This window comes from Thermosporothrix hazakensis (genome assembly GCF_003253565.1).
GTDB classification, from domain to species: domain Bacteria; phylum Chloroflexota; class Ktedonobacteria; order Ktedonobacterales; family Ktedonobacteraceae; genus Thermosporothrix; species Thermosporothrix hazakensis.
This window is the reverse complement of record NZ_QKUF01000013.1, coordinates 20,883-42,294: the sequence shown is the minus strand read 5'-3', so window position 1 is coordinate 42,294 and position 21,412 is coordinate 20,883. Positions and strand designations below refer to the sequence as shown.

The window sequence follows — 21,412 nt, the reverse complement described above, 5'->3', positions numbered from 1 at the left end:
CGACGAATGGGCCTTTGTTGCTCTGTATAGACCTTGTACCCGAAAATGCGGAGCAACGTCAGTATGAACTAAGAGAAGTCTTCAACGGGTTGTGCTGGATGGTGCGCACAGAAGCATCCTGACACAGGATACCACATAACTTGCCACCCTGGTACATTATGTAGCAGCAGACGAGGCGCTGGCTGATAGTCTGCTGTTTTGAAGCGCTTGTGCACGATTTATGTATGCTGTTGCGAGGGATCAAAGGACACAAAGGGCAACCCGCGCCGCCATCATTGATAGCCGAACCCTGCATTCCACTCCCGAAAAAAGTGCGCTCAGTTTCGGATGTACAACTTCGAGCGGATCCTGAGAGCCAGTGAAGATGAAAACCGATCATAGCCTTTCCCGGCACCAGAACAAGCAAAGATCTGCCTCTTGTCTTTTTATTTCACCCGTGTTATATTTCACATATGAAATAGTAAGGAGAAAGAGGTCTCCATGCATCCAATTTCAAATGTCGAATTCATGCTGCTGCAAATGATCGCGGAGTGTCGTCAAGCTTCAGGATACGATATCAAGAAGTTCGTCGATCAACGCGGTTATCGGGAATGGGCAAATATAGGCACAACTTCAATCTATGCAGGGCTAAAGAAGCTGAGCGATAAAGGTTGGATCGTAACCGAGCAATCCGACGGGAAATCCGGTAAAGGGCCTATGCCGACCCGTTTTACCCTCACCGAGGCCGGCATTGTCAAGCTAAAACAGGAAATCCTGGACAGCCTGTCATCTGCGCGAGAGCGCGACAGCCGCTTTGATCTCGGTGTGGCCGCTTTGCCCTTTGTCGGGAGGGACGAGGCCATCAAAGCTCTGCAAAAGCGACTGGATTTTCTTCGAGAGACTTCCCAAAAAATAGAGCAGAAGTATGAAGCGCAAGGCGGCATTCGCTTGCCGTTGAACGTAAGGGCGCTGTTCTTACATCCGATAAGCCTCATCGAGAGCGAGCGCGCGTTTGTTGCCAGGCTTGTGAAAGAGTTGCTGGAGGAGACAGCAGAATATGAGCAAAATCATTGACGGTTTCATTCCCTATCAAGGCCAACATTGTGAAACAACAGCGATGGGCAATTTACTACAATTTGCGGGGATCCATCTGTCGGAACCGATGCTGTTCGGACTCGGACAAGGGCTCGGCTTCATCTATTGGGATTCAAAGGGGATGGACTTTCCATTCATCGGAGGAAGGATAAAAACGGATGAATTGACAGCCAATCTCGCCGCCCGGCTCGGGTTGACCCTACGAATTCAAGAAACGTCATCCGTTGATAAAGCCTGGCGGAACGTACAGAGCTGTATCGAACACGGGATTCCGGTCGGGCTGAAACTGGACTCCTATTACCTGGACTATTTCACAAACAAAGTGCACTTTGCAGGTCACTATGCGGTCCTCTACGGTATCGATGACGAATACGCATATATGGCGGACACCGGACAACAGGGTAGCCTGGTGAAGACCCGTTTAACCAGCCTGGCCGCGGCCAGAAACGCAAAGGGACCCATGAGCTCCCGTAATCGTTCTTTTACGCTTGACCCGGTCGACGCCTTGCCGCCGCTCGTCCCAGCCATACGCACAGCCCTGACCAGGAATTCGTATGACTATTTGAACCCGCCCATTCGCAATATTGGGAACAAAGGCATCATCAAAATGAGCAAGGAAATTTTGAAGTGGCCTTCCCGTAGCAACAATATCGAACATGATTTCTGCCTGACCGCTTTGCTGATGGAGCGTGCAGGAACCGGCGGTGCTTTGTTTCGGAATCTATACCGGGATTTCCTGAAAGAATGCGTCGAGCTGTTGGAAGACCCAAAAATCGAACAAGCCTACCATTTGTTCACAGAAATCGCTCCGATGTGGGTCAGCGTTTCTGCTTCGATCGACCGTGCGGGAAGAACAGGGAACCAACAGGAGCTACAGCAGACGTCCAGACTCTTGCTCGAAATTGCGAATAAAGAACGTGCGGCTATGGAGCTACTGGCCTGATAATAGGGCCCGATCCCCCGGAACAGAGACTTCAACACACAAGTGACATGGATTCGGCTGAGGCCCGGGCCTTCTGCTTCTCAGCCGAATCCGCAGAGCCCTGCCCTTGAGTGTCTCCCTCTTCAGCTTCGCAGGTTGGTACTCCACGCGAGCATATGCGGTGGGGAGCGGCAGGGCCACCTGTTCGCGTCACACAGAAGCAGTACAGCCGGAAAGCCACGCACCAGGAAGGCTTCAAGGATGATGCCGATAGTAGTGGTACCCGGTTGATACAGCTATTGGAGCCGAAGACAACGAATCAGCGCAAGAACGGCTCCATCCGCTTCATATGCAAGCCCCACCATACTACGTCCTGAGCCACGGATAACATCCGTATACCAGCGCTCTGCCCCATACATGTTATATATCGACTATCACTATACCTCGTATGAATCACCATGCTACGAAGCGAACAAGAAGACACGTCCCTGGCTCAATACATAAAGTGACATAAGAGTATGCTACCTGATATACAGTCTATTGTAATAGGAATATGCGCTAACGCTGATTCTGTGCCAGACAATAGAAAGGAGCACTTCAGACCGATTGAAGAACCAGAATGGAAAGCTTCTCCATCCCTACCGCAACAACACCTCCTCGTGTTGCTGAAGCGGCCAATGGCATGCTTTCCAGAGCAAAGGGCTGGCCGACTTGTTTGCCAGGCAGCGGTTGTACCTGCCAGAAACGCAAGAAGTGGTCGGCAGAAATTGTCCCCAACCAGGAAGAGTCCGGGGACCAGAACAACTCAACGACTTCTCGGGCGAACCCGGTAAATGCAGCCAATAACTGCCCATTCTGCGGATTCCAGAGGCACACGCGTGCATCTTTCCTGCCTCCAGAGGAAGCCAGAAAACGACCATCAGGGCTCCAGCGCAGCGTATGCACCTCATCTGTATGCGCCTCCCATTGGTGCAGCGAGGTTCCCTGCTCGGCCTGCCACAACGAAATCATCCGATCGCTTGCGGTCGCGATCAGACGCAGGCTCGGCGACCAGCAGAGCGCCCTGACACCACTTTTCCCCGGAACCTTCCAGTGATGCAGAGGCTTCCCATCTCTCCCCCATAAACGTACCGTACGATCTTTACCCCCTGAAGCAAGGAGCTGACCATCAGGCGACCAGGCCACTACATAAATATCACTATGGTGACCATGCATGGTACGAAGCTTTGAGAGTTGCGCGTTCTCTCCATCTGTCCGCTGCCAGAGACAAATACTGGCATCTATAGAAGAAGAAGCCAGAAGCGAGCCATCAGGCGACCAGCTCAGCGAATGGACGCGCTTCTCGTGGCCGGCAAATGTTCCTAGCGGTGTACCAACCCGATGCTGTACCAACCAGAGCCAGACATTACCATCATGATCGGCTGAGGCAAGATGCAGCCCGTCAGGAGCCCAGCTTACCGCACTGATCGGGGCAATATGTCCCGGCATACGACACAGGATCACCGCATTTCCAGGCACCAGATTTTGTTTTTGGGCTGAAATAGCCGGGAATTCCCCGCTCCTGGAAGATGGGCGTCCATTCGGCCACTCGCGCGGCGAAAACTCACGCGGAAGCGGTGAGACCTCGCGTAAACGTGGCGAAAACTCTCCAGGAAGTGAACGCGAACGCGGCGAAAATTCCTGCTGACGCGGCGAAAACTCCTGCTGACGTGGTGAAAACTCTCCCGAGTTCAAAAACCGGGACACCTCTCCGGGAAGCGAACGCGAACGCGGCGGGAGCGGCTGAGAGGAGGAATGCTTTCTCTCCATATTCCTGGTAATATAGGGGATAACCTGCTCGCAAGCAGCCGCAAAGGTTTGCGCAAACTGCCGCACATCGGGAAATTGCTCGTTCACCTGTCGGCTCATCGCCCGCAACAGTGTCTGATCCAGCGGATTTGCAAACGGCAGCAAAGGAGCAATCGATTTCGGATCAAGCCAATGAGGCGCCACCGCCTGCCCGGCACGCTCCGCCAGCACAACAAGAAACTTACACAGCATCAGCCGCGCGACCATCGCAAGTGCCACCTGATCTTCTGCCGGTGACATGCCATTTTGCAGTGAGTCAAAGGGGCCAGACATTGCCCGTGCTGTCCCTACCAGGACCGAATAATAAAAATCGCTGACCTGCAAGAGCCCGGGAGCGACCAGCAAGCAGTTCTCTGGCTTGAGCCGACCATGCACAAAGGTATGATCGTGAGCGAACTGCAACGCTTCGGCGATTTGCCTGATAATGGTCACGATTGTGGCGGCAGACAAGCTGCTGGTGGTCTGTAAGTATCGAGCCAGGGATCCACCTTCCTCAAACGTCGAAACCAGAGCGATAAGAGCATGTGACTCCAACCACTCTGCATGGAGCAGCGGATGAATATGGGGGTGACGCAGCGAGAGCAGCGGCTTCAATAATGACTGCGCGCCTGGTACAAAATGATGCAAGATACGTACCACCACCGGGGAGCGTGTCCGCGACATTCCATCCCCCTCGTGAGGCACAGCCAGATACAGACTGGCAGTTGTATTCCGTCGCAAGAAGCGGACAACTCGCCAGCGCCCAACTATTGCGCCCTCGACCAGGAAGCCACACAGAGGATGAGGACAAAGCAATATCCCCTCCCCTGAAACCGGGTGACTTCCATGCGGATTCAAGCAATTACTCATGGAACTCTCTTGTCCCTTCACAAGAAGCGGCCCAGGAAGCCTACGGCACTCAAGCCGAGGAGGCATGGGCCTGCTGCAACGGTGTCAGAAGCGTGCCAGGGCGAGAACAGCAGATGTTTCCTCTCCAAAAACGACAATTTCTTCAGCATGCCTGGCACGCTCTTCCTCAGATCATACAATCAACGACACGCAACAAGAGCCGGTCGCGCATTGAACTGATATACGCGTCGAACAGACGACGCTTCTCGTCCGGCAGGACTGGCGAGAACGAGACAGGTGTCACATGTCTCTGATGTGTCGGACAAAGAAGCCAAAGCAGCACCCCTGCCAAGGGGTGCTGAGGTGCAGTGGAGTTCAGACACAAGCCTCCTCCTTCACATGGAGGTGATTGACAAATTAGTGTAGTGACCTGGTCTCCCGATTATCGGGCCGTGATGCTCGTCCCGAGGATCGCTCTTCACGGATATACACGTTGAACTGCTGCCACAGCTCTTGCAACTGAGATAAGTGCATGGTCAGACCGCGTTCTACAGTTGAGAGGGTTTCATCTAGCTGTCCTGGTGAGGTGTTGCCATTCTGAACCCCCTGCCGCGCCTGCTTCACAGTATCTAGCAGCCCGTGCATGCGTCGCCCGGCCAGATTGATAGATTCACGCATACGGCGGAAGCTGATATCAAGCCGATTCTGCACACGAATGAGGGAAAGCAGCGCACGACCTGACGCCAGAGAACTGCGTTTTGTGGAATGAAGCTCCGACAACTTCCCTTCCGCCATTTCGTCCAGTGCGCGCTGCAACAGCTCCGTTTCCTGCTCGTACACCTGTACCTTTTGCATCTCCTGGCGCCAATTGCTCATACGCTCAATCAGTAGATTTAAACTCATAGATACAGGAGCAAGTGGCCCATCGACGTTGGCGCGAGCATTAAAATCTCCCTGGGCAAGCCGCGCATGGGTCTGCTGAATGTGCGCAATATTCGCCCGCAGCTCCTCAAGCTCTTCAGCGCGTGAAGAGGCATGCAGGAGTTCATGCTGACTGTGTTTATACGCTTGTTGCGACTGATCCAGTGCGACCTTCAGGCGCTCGTTCAGGACCATATTATCAACCAACGTCAGCATCTGCCGCACCACTGGCAACAGGAACAGACCCGCACAGACCAATAACACCTGTGAAATCTGCTTCTCGTCACGCAAGGCAATCCCGACAATGAGCAACACTGAAGTGATCAAGGTAAAGAGCAACGGCGTAATCGCACGAAGAATCGCGTTGACCGTTGAGCGAATGCGGGTCGTGGTTCCCTGACGCTCCGAGCCCTCTTGCATCGATTGGGCAAGTTCGTAGGGATAGATCAGGATAGCCCAGACAATCAAGAAACGGGAAAGCGACCAACCCACATCAACCAGTGCACCAGAGTAGTAGACTCCAGCCGACTGCATATACCCATAGATAGAGTCAGTAATAGCACGTGCTGCCACCCCTGCGGCAAACGCCGTCAAACTATGCGTCAGCACTCTTGAGCCAAAGGGGTTAAAAAAGAGCAGAACGGCAACGACACCAATACAGAGGTCAAAGGTCGGCAGCGTCAATGCCATCGCCTTGACCAGAAATTCACCTTTGAGATTGGCGATCGTGGGTCCGAGGACAAAATACCAGGAAATCGCAAAAACCGAAAGGACCATCGTTCCGGCATCAACCAGCAAACGCGTGCGCCCTGCTACAGAACCACCACGTGGTAGCCATAGCGCGATACCAATCAGGAAGCATGGCTGACTGATGAGGAAAAGAACGTCAGCAATCGACGGGTATGGAGGATAGGTCAACGTCGAGTCATACCAGACCCAGAAGGCCTGCCCACAGGCGTCGAAAAGCCCGGAAAGCCCGATAAAGATCACGGCCCCCCAGGCCCGAAACGCAGCATTTGTGTTCTCCGGACGTATCCCCAGACGCCGCAGCTCTCGCAGAGCAAAGAGAGCAAACGGAATGTTGAGGAACTCGCCGATCCAGATATAAAGGTCGTCCAGCACGATCCAGACACGATTGTTCATCGGCCCGGTTCGCCACACCGTATAGGCCAGCAGGAGAATCACATGCGTCACCACAACGGCAACAATCACCCAGGGGAAGAAGGTCACGAGCTTCGGACGCGCTATCGGTTGTGGAGCTTCACTTGCTTCTGGTGAAGATGCCGCCCGCGACCGAGAGCCATTTCCCCTATACATCATGGATGTATTTTTCATACTTTCGCCTCACAGCTTATCAGTTCATAACAAGGGATAAGTCCTATTTCCCGGTTGCATACTCAAAAATAGACATGCAAACCAGGATTCTGGTTCCACGCTTATCTGTTTTTCTCATCAAAAACAAATGTACTTCTCTACATCGATCGTTTTTTCTACAGAAAAATCAGGGCGTGCCTCCACTTTCTATCAGCACAAGATTTTTCTTTTTATAGTGAAATGTGTCACATCAAGAAGGTCCAATATTTTCGCTATCGAATCTTCCATAAAGGCTCATCTCAGGAAAATAGCATATACTCTGCTTGGTTGTCAATAATAATGCATTCTGGTAGTAATATTCTTCCTCTAGCAATATAATCCTACTCTATAATGCACAGCTTGATTAAAAACAGAAAACTTCCTTATAGTCTCTCCATTTCTCCTATAAAAAAAGATACCCACCGACACCATTCGGGACAATACCACTTGCATTTTCTTTACCAGTAGTGTAATTTCTTCTATATAAGATGTTCTCACTAAAATCCCTGAAGCCCTTATTATTCATTCCGGCTCAGATGGTTGCAACCTGCCTCTTCATGCTTTGCCAGCAGACAGCAAGGCAGTTTTAGCGTCATCCATGATGGCGCACAACGAGTATTCATATGAGGTAGAGTGTATAGCCAATGGAAAAGGCGCAAGCGCTTTCTCCAATTGGCTTTTTCTCATAGCATATGAATACTCATATATTTTTAGTAAAAATAAACCTGGTATTTTCATATCACGACAGGAGAATACATGAGTAAAAGAGCGGCTGTCGACATCGGGGGTACATTTACCGATCTCGTTTCTCTTGATGAAGAAACCGGCGAAATAATCCTTGGCAAAACATCAACCACCCCCGCTCACTTTGAGGAGGGAGTTATTACCGCCATTACAGACGCCCAACTGCAAGGCGTTCACTTTCTGGCGCATGGCACCACCGTCATTATCAACGCTTTGACCGAGCGCAAGGGAGCGGCTACAGCGCTGCTCACAACACGCGGATTTCGTGACATCCTCGAAATCCAGCGCGCAAACCGACCGGACCTGTATAATCTGGTCTATGCCAAGCCCAAGCCCTTCGTTCCGCGGCGCCTGCGCCTGGAAATTACCGAGCGCATCAACTACAAAGGCGAGGTCCTGACTCCCCTTGTGAAAGAAGATGTGCTGGCCGCCGTGGAGGAGGCACGCAAGCAGGGCGCAGAAGCCATTGCCATCTGTTTCCTGCATGCTTACGCCAATCCTGCCCACGAAAAACAGGCCTGCGAGCTGATCAAACAGGTATGGCCCGAAGTTGACGTGAGCGTCTCCCATGAGCTGGCCCAGGAGTGGCGCGAGTTCGATCGTAGTAGCACGACCGTGCTGGACGCATATGTCAAACCAACAGCTCGCCGCTACCTGCACGCGCTCGAAACGAAGCTACAGGAAGTGAACATCCCGCAGCAAGCCTGCTACGTGATGCAGTCCAACGGCGGCGTCACCCGTTTTCGCATGGCCAGTCACACCCCGATCCATCTGGTTGAATCGGGCCCTGTTGGTGGTATCATCGGAGCAGCCGCTATCGGTAAGCTGATTGGCGAACCGAACTTGATTACGCTCGATATCGGTGGCACAACCGCTAAATCCTCACTTATTGAACAGGGGACGGTGAAAGTCACCAGCGATTATTTTATTGAGCGCACCCCGACCAGTGCCGGTTATCCTATCAAGGTGCCAGTTGTCGACATCATTGAGATCGGTGCCGGTGGCGGTAGTATCGCCTGGATTGATCCGGCAGGCGCTCTTAAAGTGGGTCCACGCAGCGCCGGAGCTGATCCCGGTCCCGCAGCCTACGGACGCGGTGGCACGGAGCCAACTGTTACTGATGCCAGCATCCTGACCGGACGCATCAACCCGCACTACTTCCTCGGGGGCAAACTCAAGCTTGACCTCGACAACGCCCGCAAAGCAATGGCTCGCATTGCCGATCCGCTCGGCGTCAGTATTGAAGAGGCCGCTCTTGGCATTATTCGGATAGCAAACGCTAATATGACGCATCTGCTCAAGCTGGTCTCGGTGCGCCAGGGACGTGATCCGCGTGAATTCGCGATGGTCGCCTGTGGTGGTGGTGGCTCGCTGCATGCCGCAACGCTGGCGAAAGAGCTCCATATCCCTCGCGTCATCGTGCCTCCCGCTCCCGGTCACTTCTCCGCGTGGGGTATGCTCATGAGCGACCTGCGCCATGACGTGGTGCAGACACGCCTGCTGCGCACCTCACAGATGGAAATGAGCACCTTGAACGAAATCTTCCAGGAGCTTGAGCAGCGGCTGTACGCCCTCTTTGCCGAGGAAGGACTTCCGGAACAGGAGATTCTCTTTGCCCGCTCGGCAGATATGCGCTATCTCGGTCAGGAGCATACGGTGAATGTTCCTATCCCCAATGGCCTTCTGACTGAAGAGCATCATCATAGCCTGGAGAGCCTGTTCCATGATCTGCATGAGCAGCGCTATACCTTCCGTCAGGCATCACAGATCGAGATTGTACATCTTCGCCTGACCGGCTTTGGGCGGGTCCGCAAACCCGAGCTGCGCAAGATCGAGCGCCAGAGCGACATCAAGCGTGCCTTCAAGGGAGTACGCCTTGTCGACTTCGACGACTCCGGACAGCACGAGACCTCCATCTACGACCGCGCTCTGCTTGGAGCTGGCGCAAAACTGGAAGGCCCCGCTGTGATTGAAGAGACCGCCTCTTCAACGCTGGTCCTGCCCGGTCAGCAAGCAAGCATCGACGAATATGGCAACATCATTATCGAGACTGGAGGCGAGGCATGATCAAGCGCAGCTCTACAAACCCCTTTACACTTGAAATCGTCAAAGATACGCTGGTGGCGATCGGTGACGAGATGTTCGTTGCCCTCCAGCGTACTTCAAAAAGCCCGATTATTTATGAGGTGCTCGACTTCGCCTCGGGCCTGACCGACGCAAAAGGCCAGCTCATCACTCAGGGAAATGGAATCACCGGTTTCCTGGGGACATTGACCTTTGCCGTGCGCTCTGTCCTCGACAAGTTCGGCACTGACGCCATTCATCCGGGTGACATTTTCATCACCAACGACCCGTACAGCGGAGGCGGAACACACCTCTCCGACGTTACGCTGATCGTTCCGATTTTCTATGAGGGAACATTGATCGCCTTCTCTGCCAGTAAGGCCCACTGGACCGAGGTTGGCGGCAAAGACCCCGGCTCCTGGACAACCGACTCAACCGAGGTCTATCAGGAAGGGCTTCAGTTCCCCTGTATCAAGCTCTATGAGCAGGGAAAGCCCCTGCAAAGCCTTATTGACCTGATCGCGGCCAATGTTCGCCTGCCAGATATGACGCTCGGCGATATGTACGCCCAGGCTGCCTCGTTGCGGCTCGGGGAGCGCCGGGTACAGGAGCTTTGCCAGAAATATGGTCAGGATGTGGTTCAGGAAGCCATCGAAGCGCTCCTGGATTATGGCGAACGGATGACCCGTCTGGAACTGGCAAAACTGCCCAAAGGCACCTATGAGGCCGTCGATTACATCGATGATGACGGTATGGGCAGCGGTCCGCTTCCTGTGCACGTCAAGGTCACCATCAGCGATGATGAATTTATTTGCGACTTTACAGGCACGCATCCTCAGGTAGCCGGGCCGATCAACTGCCCGGAGGCCGGGTTACATTCAGCCGTGCGCACGATTTTGAAGGCAATTACGAACCCGAATATCCCGGCCAATGAGGGATGTTTCCGCGTCCTCAAAATCATTTGCCCACCCGGCACCGTGCTGAATGCACAGAGGCCCGCGCCCGTCTCCACCTACTGGGAGGCACAGGACTTCGCCACCGATCTCATCTGGAAAGCGCTCGCTCCGATTGTACCGGACCGCCTATCCGCCGGACACTTTCTCTCGGTCTGTGGTATCGTCGTTGCAGGCACGCACCCCGATACCGGTGAGCTCTACCTGCTGGTGGAGCCGGAAACCGGTGGATGGGGCGCAGGGGCCAACAAAGACGGTGAGTCCGGTCTGTTCTGTGTTGGCGATGGCGAAACCTATGTGATCCCGGTCGAGATCGCCGAAGCACGTTACGGGCTCCTCGTTGACCGCTACGCGCTCGATACCGAGCCAGCAGCGGGAGCGGGTCGCCATCGTGGAGGCCGTGGCTGCATCCGCGAGTATCGTGCCCTGACCGATGATGTCACGGTAACAGCCACTTTTGGCCGTCACAAGTATCTTCCCTGGAGCGTCAACGGCGGACAACCTGGCTCACGCAACGCGATCCATTTTCTCCATGCTGATGGGAGCGAGCAGATTGTTGGCAAATGCGCACGCCACCCCCTCAAGCGCGGCGAAGTGGTTCGCTTCGTGACGGGAACCGGCGGCGGTTGGGGCTCTCCCTACGACCGACCGGTTGAACAGGTTATTGAAGATGTACGAGATGGGTATATCTCCATTGAACAGGCAAAACAGGACTATGGCGTTGAGCTAGATACACAGACGCTCCAGGTGCTTGCCCTGGCTCCTGAGCGGCTACAGGCAACAAAGCAGCATTCCCATTAAGGATGGTCATAGTGCGCTGTGAGTTTTTCATTCCTCATGGCGCACTTGTATCATATATTTTTCATTCATTTTAGAAAAATGAGAGGATAAGTGGTTCATGCAACATGAACTTGTTCAGCGCAAACCCATTATCAGCGCTCGTATCGCCGCCATCGCTGTTCTTTTCGGGGCGATCAGTGGCGCCTTTTCTGCGCTTCAGATCTCCGTTCCCGTACCCTATCTGCCCGGCGTAACAATGGACTTCGGTGGGCTCTGGCTCACGATTGCCACCATGCTGGGCGGACCCATTGCAGGCGCAATCGTTACTCTCGCCGGCTCTATTGCTGACCCCCAGGTCAACATTGCGGGCTGGCCCGGTTATCTTATTCACGTCCTTATCTTCGCTGCATTATATCCGCTTGTCTACCGCGTTCGCATTCCTGTTCTACGTATTGTGCTCTTTATCGTTGTAACCGCCCTTGCACTCTTCGCCCAGGAATGGTACTGGATCTTCCTTTTCAGCCAGGTGTATGGACTGTATCCCTTTGTCGTCATGATCGCGATGCAATTTTCAGTCTCTTACTGGATCTTCCTGGCAGTGTATGCGGTCGTTCCGGCAATCTTACTGGCAGTCGTCCCCAAATTTGTCGCCCCTGAATGGCGTTGGCCCTGGCAGAAAGAAAAGGAGGAAGAGGATCTCGATAGTGAGCTTACCTCTGTCGAACCTCAAACAGCCAGTGTGAAGCCAGAGACCTCAAAAGAGGAGAGCGCTCCCGTTGAGCTCGCATCGACCAAAAAGGAGGACAGCGAGCAGGCGACAGCAAGCCCTGCACCGGCTGAAACAGTGGCAGCAACCGAAACTGTTGAGCAGGTAAACCAGGAGCCACCAGCAGTGGAGGTGAAAGAGAACTCAGAGACCGAAACCCCTGCACAGGCGCCTGCTCAGACCGCTACCAAAGAGGTAACGGAACAGCCAGAAGAAAATGAGCTAGAGGAACAGCAGACCGTCGCTGAAGTGAAAACTGAAGAACAGCAGATTTCCGTCTCTGATGAGCCTACGGCAACTGCAACTACTGAGGAACAGCAGACCGTCGCTGAAGTGAAAACTGAAGAACAGCAGATTTCCGATGAGCCTACAGCAACTGCAACTACCGAGGAACAGCAGACCGTCGCTGAAGTGAAAACCGAGGAGCAGCAGGCTTCCGATGAGCCTACGGTAACTGCAACTACCGAGGAGCAGCAGGCTTCCGATGAGCCTACGGCAACTGCAACTACCGAGGAACAGCAGGCCCCCGTCTCTGATGAGCCTGCGCAGCCCGAAGCGGAAGTAACCGAGACGGCAACTGCTCCTGTAATCGTCGAAGAGGGAAAGACCGAAGTGGCAAACACTGAAGAGCCACAGCCCTCCGCTGAAGTCACGACAGAGCCTGCTACGGTTGCCAGCGAAGAGCCAGAGGAAAAAGCAGGGCAAGCCGAAGAGCAGCCTGAAGTGGCGGCAGAGGTTCCCGTTACCGAGCCAGCGGCCCCCACTAAGAAGGTCACAGCCAAGCGCAAGCCTGCAACCCGCAAATCCACAACCCGAACAAGCAATAAGGGAGGAACAGGGAACAAATCTGGCAAGCGTTCGCGCTCCAGCAAGAAGAACTTGCCAGAAAATCAATAGCCCGTCTTCACCTTACAATCAAACTTACTAATATACAAATACAAAAATAGATACAGATAGATGCAGAGCGAGGAACGCAGAGCTCCTCGCTCTTGCCATAGCAGAGAAGCTCTTAAAGAACGCCTGCCGTACTGCCGATGGCAACAGCAGCGCGTTCAGGCGTCATAAAAGGAGGCCCCGCGTGGGAGAAGAAACCCCAACATATCCGTTACAATATGAACGCTTCTCATTTGCGTACGGACAGGACGCACAAACGAAAGCCGTTGAAAACATTGATTTAAAGCTGCCTGCTGGCCGCGTTGTCCTGATTACCGGTCCCAGTGGCGCGGGCAAGACAACCCTCTGTCGCGCCGGGAATGGGCTCATTCCTCAGGAGTTTAAGGGGAAGATGCAGGGTCGGGTGATTATCAGCGAGAAATACACGGCGCGTAAGTACGGCGTCAGTGCGCTCTCTAAACTGGTTGGGGTCTTACAACAAGACCCGGATACACAGTTATTTCTTCCTACAATTGAAGATGAGATCGTTTTTGGTCCCTGCAACTATGGCCTACCAGCGGAGGAGATCAGGCAACGCTCCGAGTATTTACTTCAGCTAACACGACTTACTCCGCACAGGAAAAAGAACCCGCACAACCTTTCGGGTGGACAGAAGCAAGTATGTGCTCTTGCCGCTATCCTCGCCTTTCAGCCAGAAACGCTGATTCTCGACGAACCGACCTCCAATATTGACCCACAGGGCAGTGAAATCGTGCTGGAACTGATCGCAAAACAGGCCCGGGAAGAGGGACGCACCACGCTACTTATCGAGCACAAGCTTGAGGAAGCGGTACACATGGTCGATGAGATGATTCTGCTGGATCAGGGAAAAATTCTGTATCGGGGCCCGGTGCGCGAGGTGTTGGAACACGTCGAATATATCGACTCAGTTGGCCTCAATGCCCCACAGGTGACACTGCTTGCGGCGCGCTTGCGTTCGGCAGGCTGGCAGGTTAAGCGCCTCCCACTGGATAGCGAAGAGGCTGTTGAGGTACTCGGACCACTCATCGACCGCGAGAAGCTGCAACAACAGTCCGAGCTCCCGCCACGCCACAAGTCACGCAAGACCGAGGAGGTTGTGATTGACATTCGCGGCCTCAAGCACACCTATAAAGATGGCACTATCGCGCTTCACAATATCGATCTACGTATTCAGCGAGGCGAGTTTGTGGCGATTCTGGGTCAGAACGGTTCTGGAAAGACAACGCTCGTCAAGCATCTCAACGGCCTGCTGAAGCCAACTGAGGGCCTCGTTACCATCGTCGGACAGGACACCCGAAAAGCAAGCGTCAATACCCTTGCGAGAACAGTAGGCCTGATTTTCCAGAACCCGGATAACCAGATCTGTAAGATGAAGGTGTATGACGAGATTGCCTTTGGTTTGAAGAATATCGGTGTCCCCAAAGAGCAGATCAGCGAACGTGTCAGACAGGTTGCAGAAGAGCTGGAAATTGTCCATCTTCTTGATAAGAATCCCTTCACGCTGAGTATGGGAGAGAAACAACGCATTGCCGTGGCGGCAGTATTGGCAATGCAACCGGATATTCTGATCCTGGACGAGCCTACCACCGGCCAGGACTTCAAGCGAGCGAAGGAAATCATGGACATGGCTGTGCGCCTGCACGAAGCGGGCAAGACGATTCTCGTTATCACCCATGACATGAATCTTGCAGCCGAATATTGTGAGCGCGTGGTTGTGCTGGCAGGCGGCAAGGTACTGCTGGATTCGCCGACCCGGGAAGCGTTTCAAAACGACGCAGCGCTACGAGAGTCATCATTGCGACCTCCCCAGGTCACCTTACTGGGTAGAGCGCTTGGCTATCCCGGCACCTGGCTGACAGTGAATGAAGCCTTTACGACGCTACAAGGTATGCAGAGAGGAGGAGAGCAGAGTGCTTGATCTGGCATATCAGAATAAAGAAACCATCGTCCATCACCTTGACCCACGAGTCAGAATGCTGGCCTGGTTCATCATCAGCATCGTGTTGATTACCTGGAATGACCCGCTCTTCCTCTTGCTCCTGCTCATCATCACACTGGGCTACGGGCGGGTAGCGGCTATTCCGGTCAGGCAAAGCCTGCGCCTTCTGCTCCCAACGCTGCCATTTGTGCTGCTGATCCTGATCACAAATGTGCTACTCTGGCGCCCTGCCTCACCGGAAAAGGCTCACCTCCTCTTCTCTATCATACCGCAGGGCGGACCACTGCCAGCCATCCCGTTCTACTGGGAGACCGCCGTCTTTTCTATCGGGGTCATTCTGCGTATCATGGTCTTGATGATCAATGTTTTCATTTTGATGAAAACGGTTTCCCCGTCAGAAATTGCCCTGGTCATTACGCGCCTGGGCATTCCTCCCGAGATCGGGATGACGCTTTCTATGACCATCTCTTACATTCCTGCGATGATCGATCAGGTCACCGCGGTGATAGAGGCACAGCAATCGCGTGCCTGGCGCATTCAGACCGCAAACCCGATTTCACGCATGATGGCCTACATGCCCATTATCATGCCGATCTTCTTTCGCTCGCTCCATTCAACCGAAGCAATGGCGGCAGCGATGCTCTCGCGCGGCTTCGGCTATAACACCAGAGGCCGCACGGAACTCAACCCTATCAGGTTCTCGCGCCTTGACTGGCTCGTTACCCTGGTTCTTGTGCTCTTTCTTGCCACAAGTATTATCCTGGGTATTCTGGGGATCACCCAGTTTACTACCACATTACGACTACTCGGCATCGCGTAGCCGAACAGAAGCAGCGGAGAAAGAGACATTTTCCGCTGCTTTCTTCAGCTCTCTGAAGCCTCGATATTCAAGCAACGTCACGGAACAGGTTACTGCCCCACGCTTGAGCCTCCTGAAGTGAAGAGCCTCGTATTACTCGACTTTCTCGCTTACATCGCCCGGCCGTCACGATACCGCTTGCCAGGAACGCCACTGTACCCGTCAGGCGATTACCCACAGCAACCCGCCAGGACGCGGTACGCAGGCTGAGACCGTGATCTATCCATGACGTAGATGATCCCCTCATCTATTCTGCCGCTTTCGCAGGCCACTGCTTGCAGCAAACATAGAAGCAATCCCAGCGTCGCAACAGGACAAATCTTACTTCAGGGAATACAGGCACTATGCTAGAGGAGGATCCTAATATGCAAATAGAGCGTAGCGGGTTGGGAGGGTGAGCTGCAAAAGAAGGTATCTGCCCTTCCGATAGATATCCTGATAAAAAGATGTCACAAAAAAGCTCAAGCAACGACAAAGTAGTATACCACGTTCGACCATGCTCAGAGTTTTATCACCGGCTATGACCAGGCTCTGCATATGCCTGAGCATGGGGCATCGTTCGAGGTACAGGCACTCGTACAGCACTTTACCCATGAGCAGTGGTACACGCGAGCAGGTCATGTGTTTCACTGTATCAGACATGCTTGTACCAGCCAGCGCCCGTGCTTTTTTCACAGAATCCAGGCGCAAAACTCATCGCATCAGCATTTCAAGCAAACAGCCATTAAAAAAGGGTATAATACTAGAAAGGGGAAGTCACCGCGCTTGCAGGGAAGGAACCCGCTCTGCACGAAGGCATGGACGCTTGAAGCAAAGAGACAGCCTCAAGAAACCGCAGCGCTCGCCCCTCCTCGCTGGCAGTGTCGCCCCTCTTCGTCGTTTTGTTCACCCGAAGGAGGTTTTCAAATGAAACGGAAAACAGTCATCAAGCTTCTGCTCTCCGGCTTCGTCAGCCTGACCCTCTCCGGCCTGCTCAAGAATGAGATCAAGACCGTCAGCGCCTCCACCCACAGTGTTACCCTGGACCGAGCTTTAGCCGCCTATAACGCGATGCAGAAGTATTTCTACAAGCAAGATGGCTCATCCCTCTATCTGGAACAGTATCCACCTGCTGCAAACGATCGCCCATACAGCTATGAATGGCCATTCTCTCAGGCTCATGTCGCCACTATTGATCTGCTGAACATTCCAGGCGAGACAGGCCGGAACTTTCGAGAGGCCGTCCAGGATCGTTCACGCGGGCAGGAACACTACTGGAATCCCACAGGAGCCACCAATGTCGCTGGCTATGATTCGTATCCACGCTCTCCCTATGGCGATGGTGGCGACAAGTTCTATGATGATAACGAATGGGTGGGTCTGGCCAAAATTCAGCTCTATCTGATGACAAAAGACCAGGCTGCCCTGAAACGTGCAAAAGAGATCTTTACGCTGGTGGTTTCCGGTTGGGATACTGATCCCTCCCATCCTGCCCCCGGTGGCGTCTTCTGGACACAGGCAAGCTGGAGCCAGGATCGCAATACCGTTTCCAATATGCCCGGAGCGGAAATGGGCCTGCGTCTGTACCAGATTACCGGTGAGCGCTTTTACTTTGATTGGGCCAAGAAGATGTATGACTGGACAAACGAGCACCTGCTTGCACCAAACGGGTTGTACTGGGATAATGTCCACATGGACGGCACGATTGACAAAACACAGTGGAGCTACAATCAGGGTGTTCCCATTGGGGTGAACGTCCTGTTCTACCAGATCACAGGAGACAGTGTCTATCTGCAAAGGGCGAAGGACATCGCAAACGCCGCCCTCGACTTTTATGGCAGCGAAAACCGCCTCTACAAACAACCGGCCTGCTTCAATGCCATCTTTTTCAAGAACCTGCTCTTGCTCTATACGAAAACGCATGAGCAGCGCTACCTGCGTGCGATGCAAGCCTATGCAGACACCGTCTGGAATCAGTATCGCGACCCAAACACAAACCTGTTCCACATAGAAAACCAGCAGGCAACGTCGCTCTTAGAGCAGGCCGCCATGACCCAGATCTACGCAGTTCTGGCCTGGGATCCCGCTCAATACCACCTGCTCTACTGAGCCAGACACGAAAGCCTCATAGCGCTCTATGGGGCTTTCCCTCTCTACCAGATCATCGGTGCTTCCATTCGCTTATCTACCCGCTGGCAAGATCCTGAGTCCTTTCAACAGGCATTCGAGCGCGCCTGCCTCGTGATCTCAAGAGGGCTGATAACACACACCCTGATCCGGTTTTGCTCCTTGCTTGAGCGCTTCTCAGTAGCTTCGCTGCTCATTCAATCAAGGCACAAAAAAAGAAGGGCCGAGATGCACCCTGCCAGCATCACCACCCATCCCCTGCATCTCAGCCCTCCCAATCACACTAGAACACTTCCCCTCTCAACGTTTCCCCGCGAAACCTGCGTACAAGCGACCAGGAAAATGGGAGTAGCAGACTGGCCACGACCATCTTCAGGACATCACCGATAAGGAACGGAAGCGCTCCGGTCATGATCGCCTGCAAGACGTTGCCATGCAACCAGACACTCAGCCATGCCACACCAACCACATAAATGACCACCATGCCCGGAAGCATCGCCAGAAACGAGGTCCTGTAATGACGATCTAACCGCCGCTCACAACACCACCCGATCACAAACGCTGCCAACGGATAGGACAGCAGATATCCCGCTGTCGGTTGCGTCAGCAGATACAGAACACTTCCTCCATTCGAGAAGACCGGAAGACCGGCCACACCCTCTGTCAGAAAGAGCAACACCGCTGTTGCTCCACGCCATTTCCCCAGCGCTGCACCCAGGAGGACCACTGCAAACGGTTGCATACTGAACGGTACATATGGTGAAAAGAGATAGAATTTGATCTGCGAACAAAGTACTAACAGGATGCTTCCCAACACCACCAGCGCTATATCACGCGTGTACGTCATCGCACGCGAACGCCTCACCGGAAGCACATAATCTATAATCGTTGTAGACGCTTGCATCATGCTGCTTTTCTCCTTGAAATACATCAAACTGCTGTTACACAGGCCTGTTCGGCATGTTCCTCAATCTCAAACCCCATATCCTCAATCATTTGCCAGGTTTCGCGATAGTTTTGCCCCGGCTCAGTCAGATAGCCAGAGACAAAGACCGAATTCGCCGCATAGAGCGCCAGCGGTTGCAGCGTGCGCAGATAGCTTTCACGTGCCGCCGAGAGTCGCACTTCCTGCTGTGGATTATACAGACGTATCAGACAGAGAATCCGCAGACAATCGTATGGCGTGAGCGTGCGCTTTATATGCTCAAACGGCGTTCCCTTGATCGCGAACAGGAAATTGACCGGGATCGATTGCGGCTGAAGCTCTCGCAGCGCCTCCGCGATATCAAGGATGTCTTCCTCACTTTCTCCCTGCCCGAAAATAGCCCCCGAACAGAGCTGTAATCCGGCATTACGAGCAGCGTGCAACGTATTCAAGCGATCCTGATAGGTATGCGTCGTGCAGATGGACGGGTAATAGTTCTCGCTGGTATTCAGGTTATGGTTATACTGCTCAACGCCCGCCTCGGACAGGATACGCGCCTTCTCCTCATCAATCAGCCCCATGCTGCAACAACAGGCAATCCCGACTTCCTGACGAATCTTGCGCACCACCTCGGCCACAAAATTGATCTCACGGCGCGTCGCCCCACGCGTACTGATGACAATGCAGTAACGGCGGCATCTGGCCTTCTTCGCCTCGTGAGCCTTCTCAAGGATGCGTTGCATCGTCACCATCGGGTAGCGCTCGATCTCCGCTGTCGAGACTCGTGACTGCGAGCAATAATGGCAATCTTCCGGGCACAGGCCACTTTTCGCGTTGATCAGCATATGCAGGTGCACCCTCCGACCGCAAAAGTGGGACCGCACCCGATATGTTGCGCTCAAAAGCCGCAAGATCTGAGTATCAGGACAGTGCAATACATCACGCCCCTCCTCACGCGTCAACTGTCCACCTTGCAGCACCTTCTGCGCCAGAATATCGAAATCTCTCATCATACCTTCCTTCAACCGGACATGCATATGTATGTTCTACTCTGATGGTCGGCGGTTGCTCAGCAAGCGGCACGCTGTATCCCTTCCCTTTTGAAGGCCATATATGCGATGCCTCCCCCAACACACAACAGCGTCGCAACCAGCGCGGCGATTCCCAGATGCGGCAAGCGCTTTGCCGGCACTGCCAGTTCACCCCGCCGCGGAAAGAGAATGATCTTTCCCGTCGCGCGTGCCGCCTCATACCGTTGCGCCCGAAGCTCCTCAAAGCGCTGCCAGACACGAGTAAGTGCCTGATCATCTTCTATCGGAGCATAATACTCCTCCAAATCGGCGAGAAGCTGCTGCGGGGCTGTCTGCGTCCTTCGATGTACGAGGCTCTCACCCCATTGCCTTCCCCGCTTGTCATTCCTGTACTCACTTCCGTTTCCGGCCATGTGAATTCTCTCCCTCATTTCGTGCATAGAAGGTCCGTAGTTTATCCAGCGTTCGCGAAAGCATCGTGCGGATAGTCCCCTCGCGTTTGTGCAGTGTCGCCGCTATCTCCATATGGTTCAGCCCATATCCAAAGCGGAGCTCAAGCAGTTCCTGCTGCACGCTCGATAGCTTCTGTATATTAAGATGAAGCGAACGGTGCGCCTCCTCACGGAGCGTCACGGCTTCGGGCATCTCTCCTTCATCTTCCGGCATCTCGCTTGCCTGTTCCAGCATCACCAGTAACGGACGCCGAGCCAGCCGCTTCCGCACATCCTTCACTTTGTTCCGCGCCACTGTCCACAACCACGCCCGCTGTTCATCCTCGGTCCTCTTCGCTAGCGTCTGCTCATGTTCCAGAACAGCAACAAATATTTCGAGAAGCACATCCTCCGCATCAGAAATATCAGGCAGATGACGACGGAGATAGGAGAGCAGCCGAGCAGCATAGAGCTGATACAGAACCGCAGGCAACGATGTATCCTGCCCGGTGATACGCTCTTGACTGAATTGATAGGGTCGCATCTCCCTCCTCGGAAAAGTCGTTTGTAGGTGCTTGCATATATTGCAACGACACAGGGCCAAAAGTGTTACATCGTTTTGGCCCTTTTTTTCAACATCGGGAAAAGAGTGGGGAATTCCCCTGATGCGCGACCTCAAAAAAGCGACAGAAGCATAACAGCCTGGAACGTTTGAAGCGGTCGCGCTCTATTCAGCAATTATCAGCAGGTGAGACAAACAAGGAGCGCCTTCCGCAATCCGCTCTTCGCACAGAAGAGAGCGGCACTTCTCGACATAGATATGCAATGGCTTCATTGCAACTCCCTGACTACGTTTTATATACTAAGGAAAGAGAATATACTGCGTTTTTCCAGGCGCAGATTACACGAAAGGAGTTTCATTTTTTTATGCGTCCAGGCTCTTCGAGTGCCGC

15 protein-coding genes are annotated in these 21,412 nt (G+C 53.6%); 8 read left to right on the top strand and 7 right to left on the bottom strand.

Features of this window, described 5'->3' with window-relative positions:
• The first annotated feature begins 480 nt into the window (after positions 1–480).
• The gene (locus EI42_RS17975; RefSeq protein WP_111324018.1) at positions 481–1,053 is read left to right on the top strand and encodes a PadR family transcriptional regulator; all 573 of its coding nucleotides are present in this window, start codon (positions 481–483) and stop codon (positions 1,051–1,053) included.
• Positions 1,037–2,017, top strand: a complete 981-nt coding sequence (locus tag EI42_RS17970) for a BtrH N-terminal domain-containing protein (RefSeq protein ID WP_111324017.1) — start codon at positions 1,037–1,039, stop codon at positions 2,015–2,017. The genes EI42_RS17975 and EI42_RS17970 overlap by 17 nt, the downstream gene beginning before the upstream one ends.
• 576 nt (positions 2,018–2,593) lie before the next feature.
• Here the strand turns inward: EI42_RS17970 and EI42_RS17965 are convergent.
• Together EI42_RS17965 and EI42_RS17955 are read right to left on the bottom strand one after the other, a co-directional pair.
• Entirely contained in the window at positions 2,594–4,693 is a 2,100-nt protein-coding gene (locus EI42_RS17965; protein ID WP_170142726.1) for a WD40 repeat domain-containing serine/threonine-protein kinase, read from the bottom strand.
• Between the two features lie 396 nt (positions 4,694–5,089).
• On the bottom strand, positions 5,090–6,928 hold the full coding sequence (locus EI42_RS17955; protein ID WP_137686316.1) for a methyl-accepting chemotaxis protein: 1,839 nt from the start codon (positions 6,926–6,928) through the stop codon (positions 5,090–5,092).
• A 774-nt stretch (positions 6,929–7,702) separates the two neighbouring features.
• Here EI42_RS17955 and EI42_RS17950 point away from each other — a divergent pair.
• The 5 genes from EI42_RS17950 (at position 7,703) to EI42_RS17930 (ending at position 15,927) form a co-directional block, all read left to right on the top strand.
• A complete protein-coding gene (locus tag EI42_RS17950) occupies positions 7,703–9,757 on the top strand; it encodes a hydantoinase/oxoprolinase family protein (RefSeq protein WP_111324013.1) in 2,055 nt (684 codons plus the stop codon).
• Positions 9,754–11,508 carry a hydantoinase B/oxoprolinase family protein gene (locus EI42_RS17945; protein WP_111324012.1) on the top strand — a complete coding sequence of 585 codons (1,755 nt, stop codon included), beginning with the start codon at positions 9,754–9,756 and terminating at the stop codon, positions 11,506–11,508. Before EI42_RS17950 ends, EI42_RS17945 begins: the two co-directional genes overlap by 4 nt.
• Before the next feature lie 97 nt (positions 11,509–11,605).
• Complete coding sequence (locus EI42_RS17940) at positions 11,606–13,150, top strand: ECF transporter S component (RefSeq protein WP_111324011.1); 1,545 nt, start codon at positions 11,606–11,608, stop codon at positions 13,148–13,150.
• A 181-nt stretch (positions 13,151–13,331) separates the two neighbouring features.
• On the top strand, positions 13,332–15,086 hold the full coding sequence (locus EI42_RS17935; protein WP_111324010.1) for an ABC transporter ATP-binding protein: 1,755 nt from the start codon (positions 13,332–13,334) through the stop codon (positions 15,084–15,086).
• Entirely contained in the window at positions 15,079–15,927 is an 849-nt protein-coding gene (locus tag EI42_RS17930) for an energy-coupling factor transporter transmembrane component T family protein (RefSeq protein ID WP_170142725.1), read from the top strand. The genes EI42_RS17935 and EI42_RS17930 overlap by 8 nt, the downstream gene beginning before the upstream one ends.
• 67 nt (positions 15,928–15,994) lie before the next feature.
• On the opposite strand, the gene EI42_RS31980 is transcribed toward EI42_RS17930, so the two are convergent.
• The gene (locus tag EI42_RS31980) at positions 15,995–16,213 is read right to left on the bottom strand and encodes a hypothetical protein (RefSeq protein ID WP_137686315.1); all 219 of its coding nucleotides are present in this window, start codon (positions 16,211–16,213) and stop codon (positions 15,995–15,997) included.
• 659 nt (positions 16,214–16,872) lie between these two features.
• Here EI42_RS31980 and EI42_RS17925 point away from each other — a divergent pair.
• The gene (locus EI42_RS17925) at positions 16,873–18,054 is read left to right on the top strand and encodes a glycoside hydrolase family 76 protein (RefSeq protein ID WP_111324008.1); all 1,182 of its coding nucleotides are present in this window, start codon (positions 16,873–16,875) and stop codon (positions 18,052–18,054) included.
• Between the two features lie 301 nt (positions 18,055–18,355).
• Here the strand turns inward: EI42_RS17925 and EI42_RS17920 are convergent, their stop codons facing one another.
• The 4 genes from EI42_RS17920 to EI42_RS17905 are packed head-to-tail and all read right to left on the bottom strand — an operon-like array spanning position 18,356 to position 21,003.
• A complete protein-coding gene (locus tag EI42_RS17920) occupies positions 18,356–18,979 on the bottom strand; it encodes a biotin transporter BioY (RefSeq protein WP_170142724.1) in 624 nt (207 codons plus the stop codon).
• Positions 18,980–19,002: 23 nt separating this feature from the next.
• On the bottom strand, positions 19,003–20,010 hold the full coding sequence (bioB, locus tag EI42_RS17915) for a biotin synthase BioB (RefSeq protein ID WP_211326238.1): 1,008 nt from the start codon (positions 20,008–20,010) through the stop codon (positions 19,003–19,005).
• Between the two features lie 56 nt (positions 20,011–20,066).
• Positions 20,067–20,441, bottom strand: a complete 375-nt coding sequence (locus EI42_RS17910; protein ID WP_111324005.1) for a hypothetical protein — start codon at positions 20,439–20,441, stop codon at positions 20,067–20,069.
• A complete protein-coding gene (locus tag EI42_RS17905) occupies positions 20,422–21,003 on the bottom strand; it encodes an RNA polymerase sigma factor (protein ID WP_111324004.1) in 582 nt (193 codons plus the stop codon). The genes EI42_RS17910 and EI42_RS17905 overlap by 20 nt, the downstream gene beginning before the upstream one ends.
• Positions 21,004–21,412: the final 409 nt, after the last annotated feature.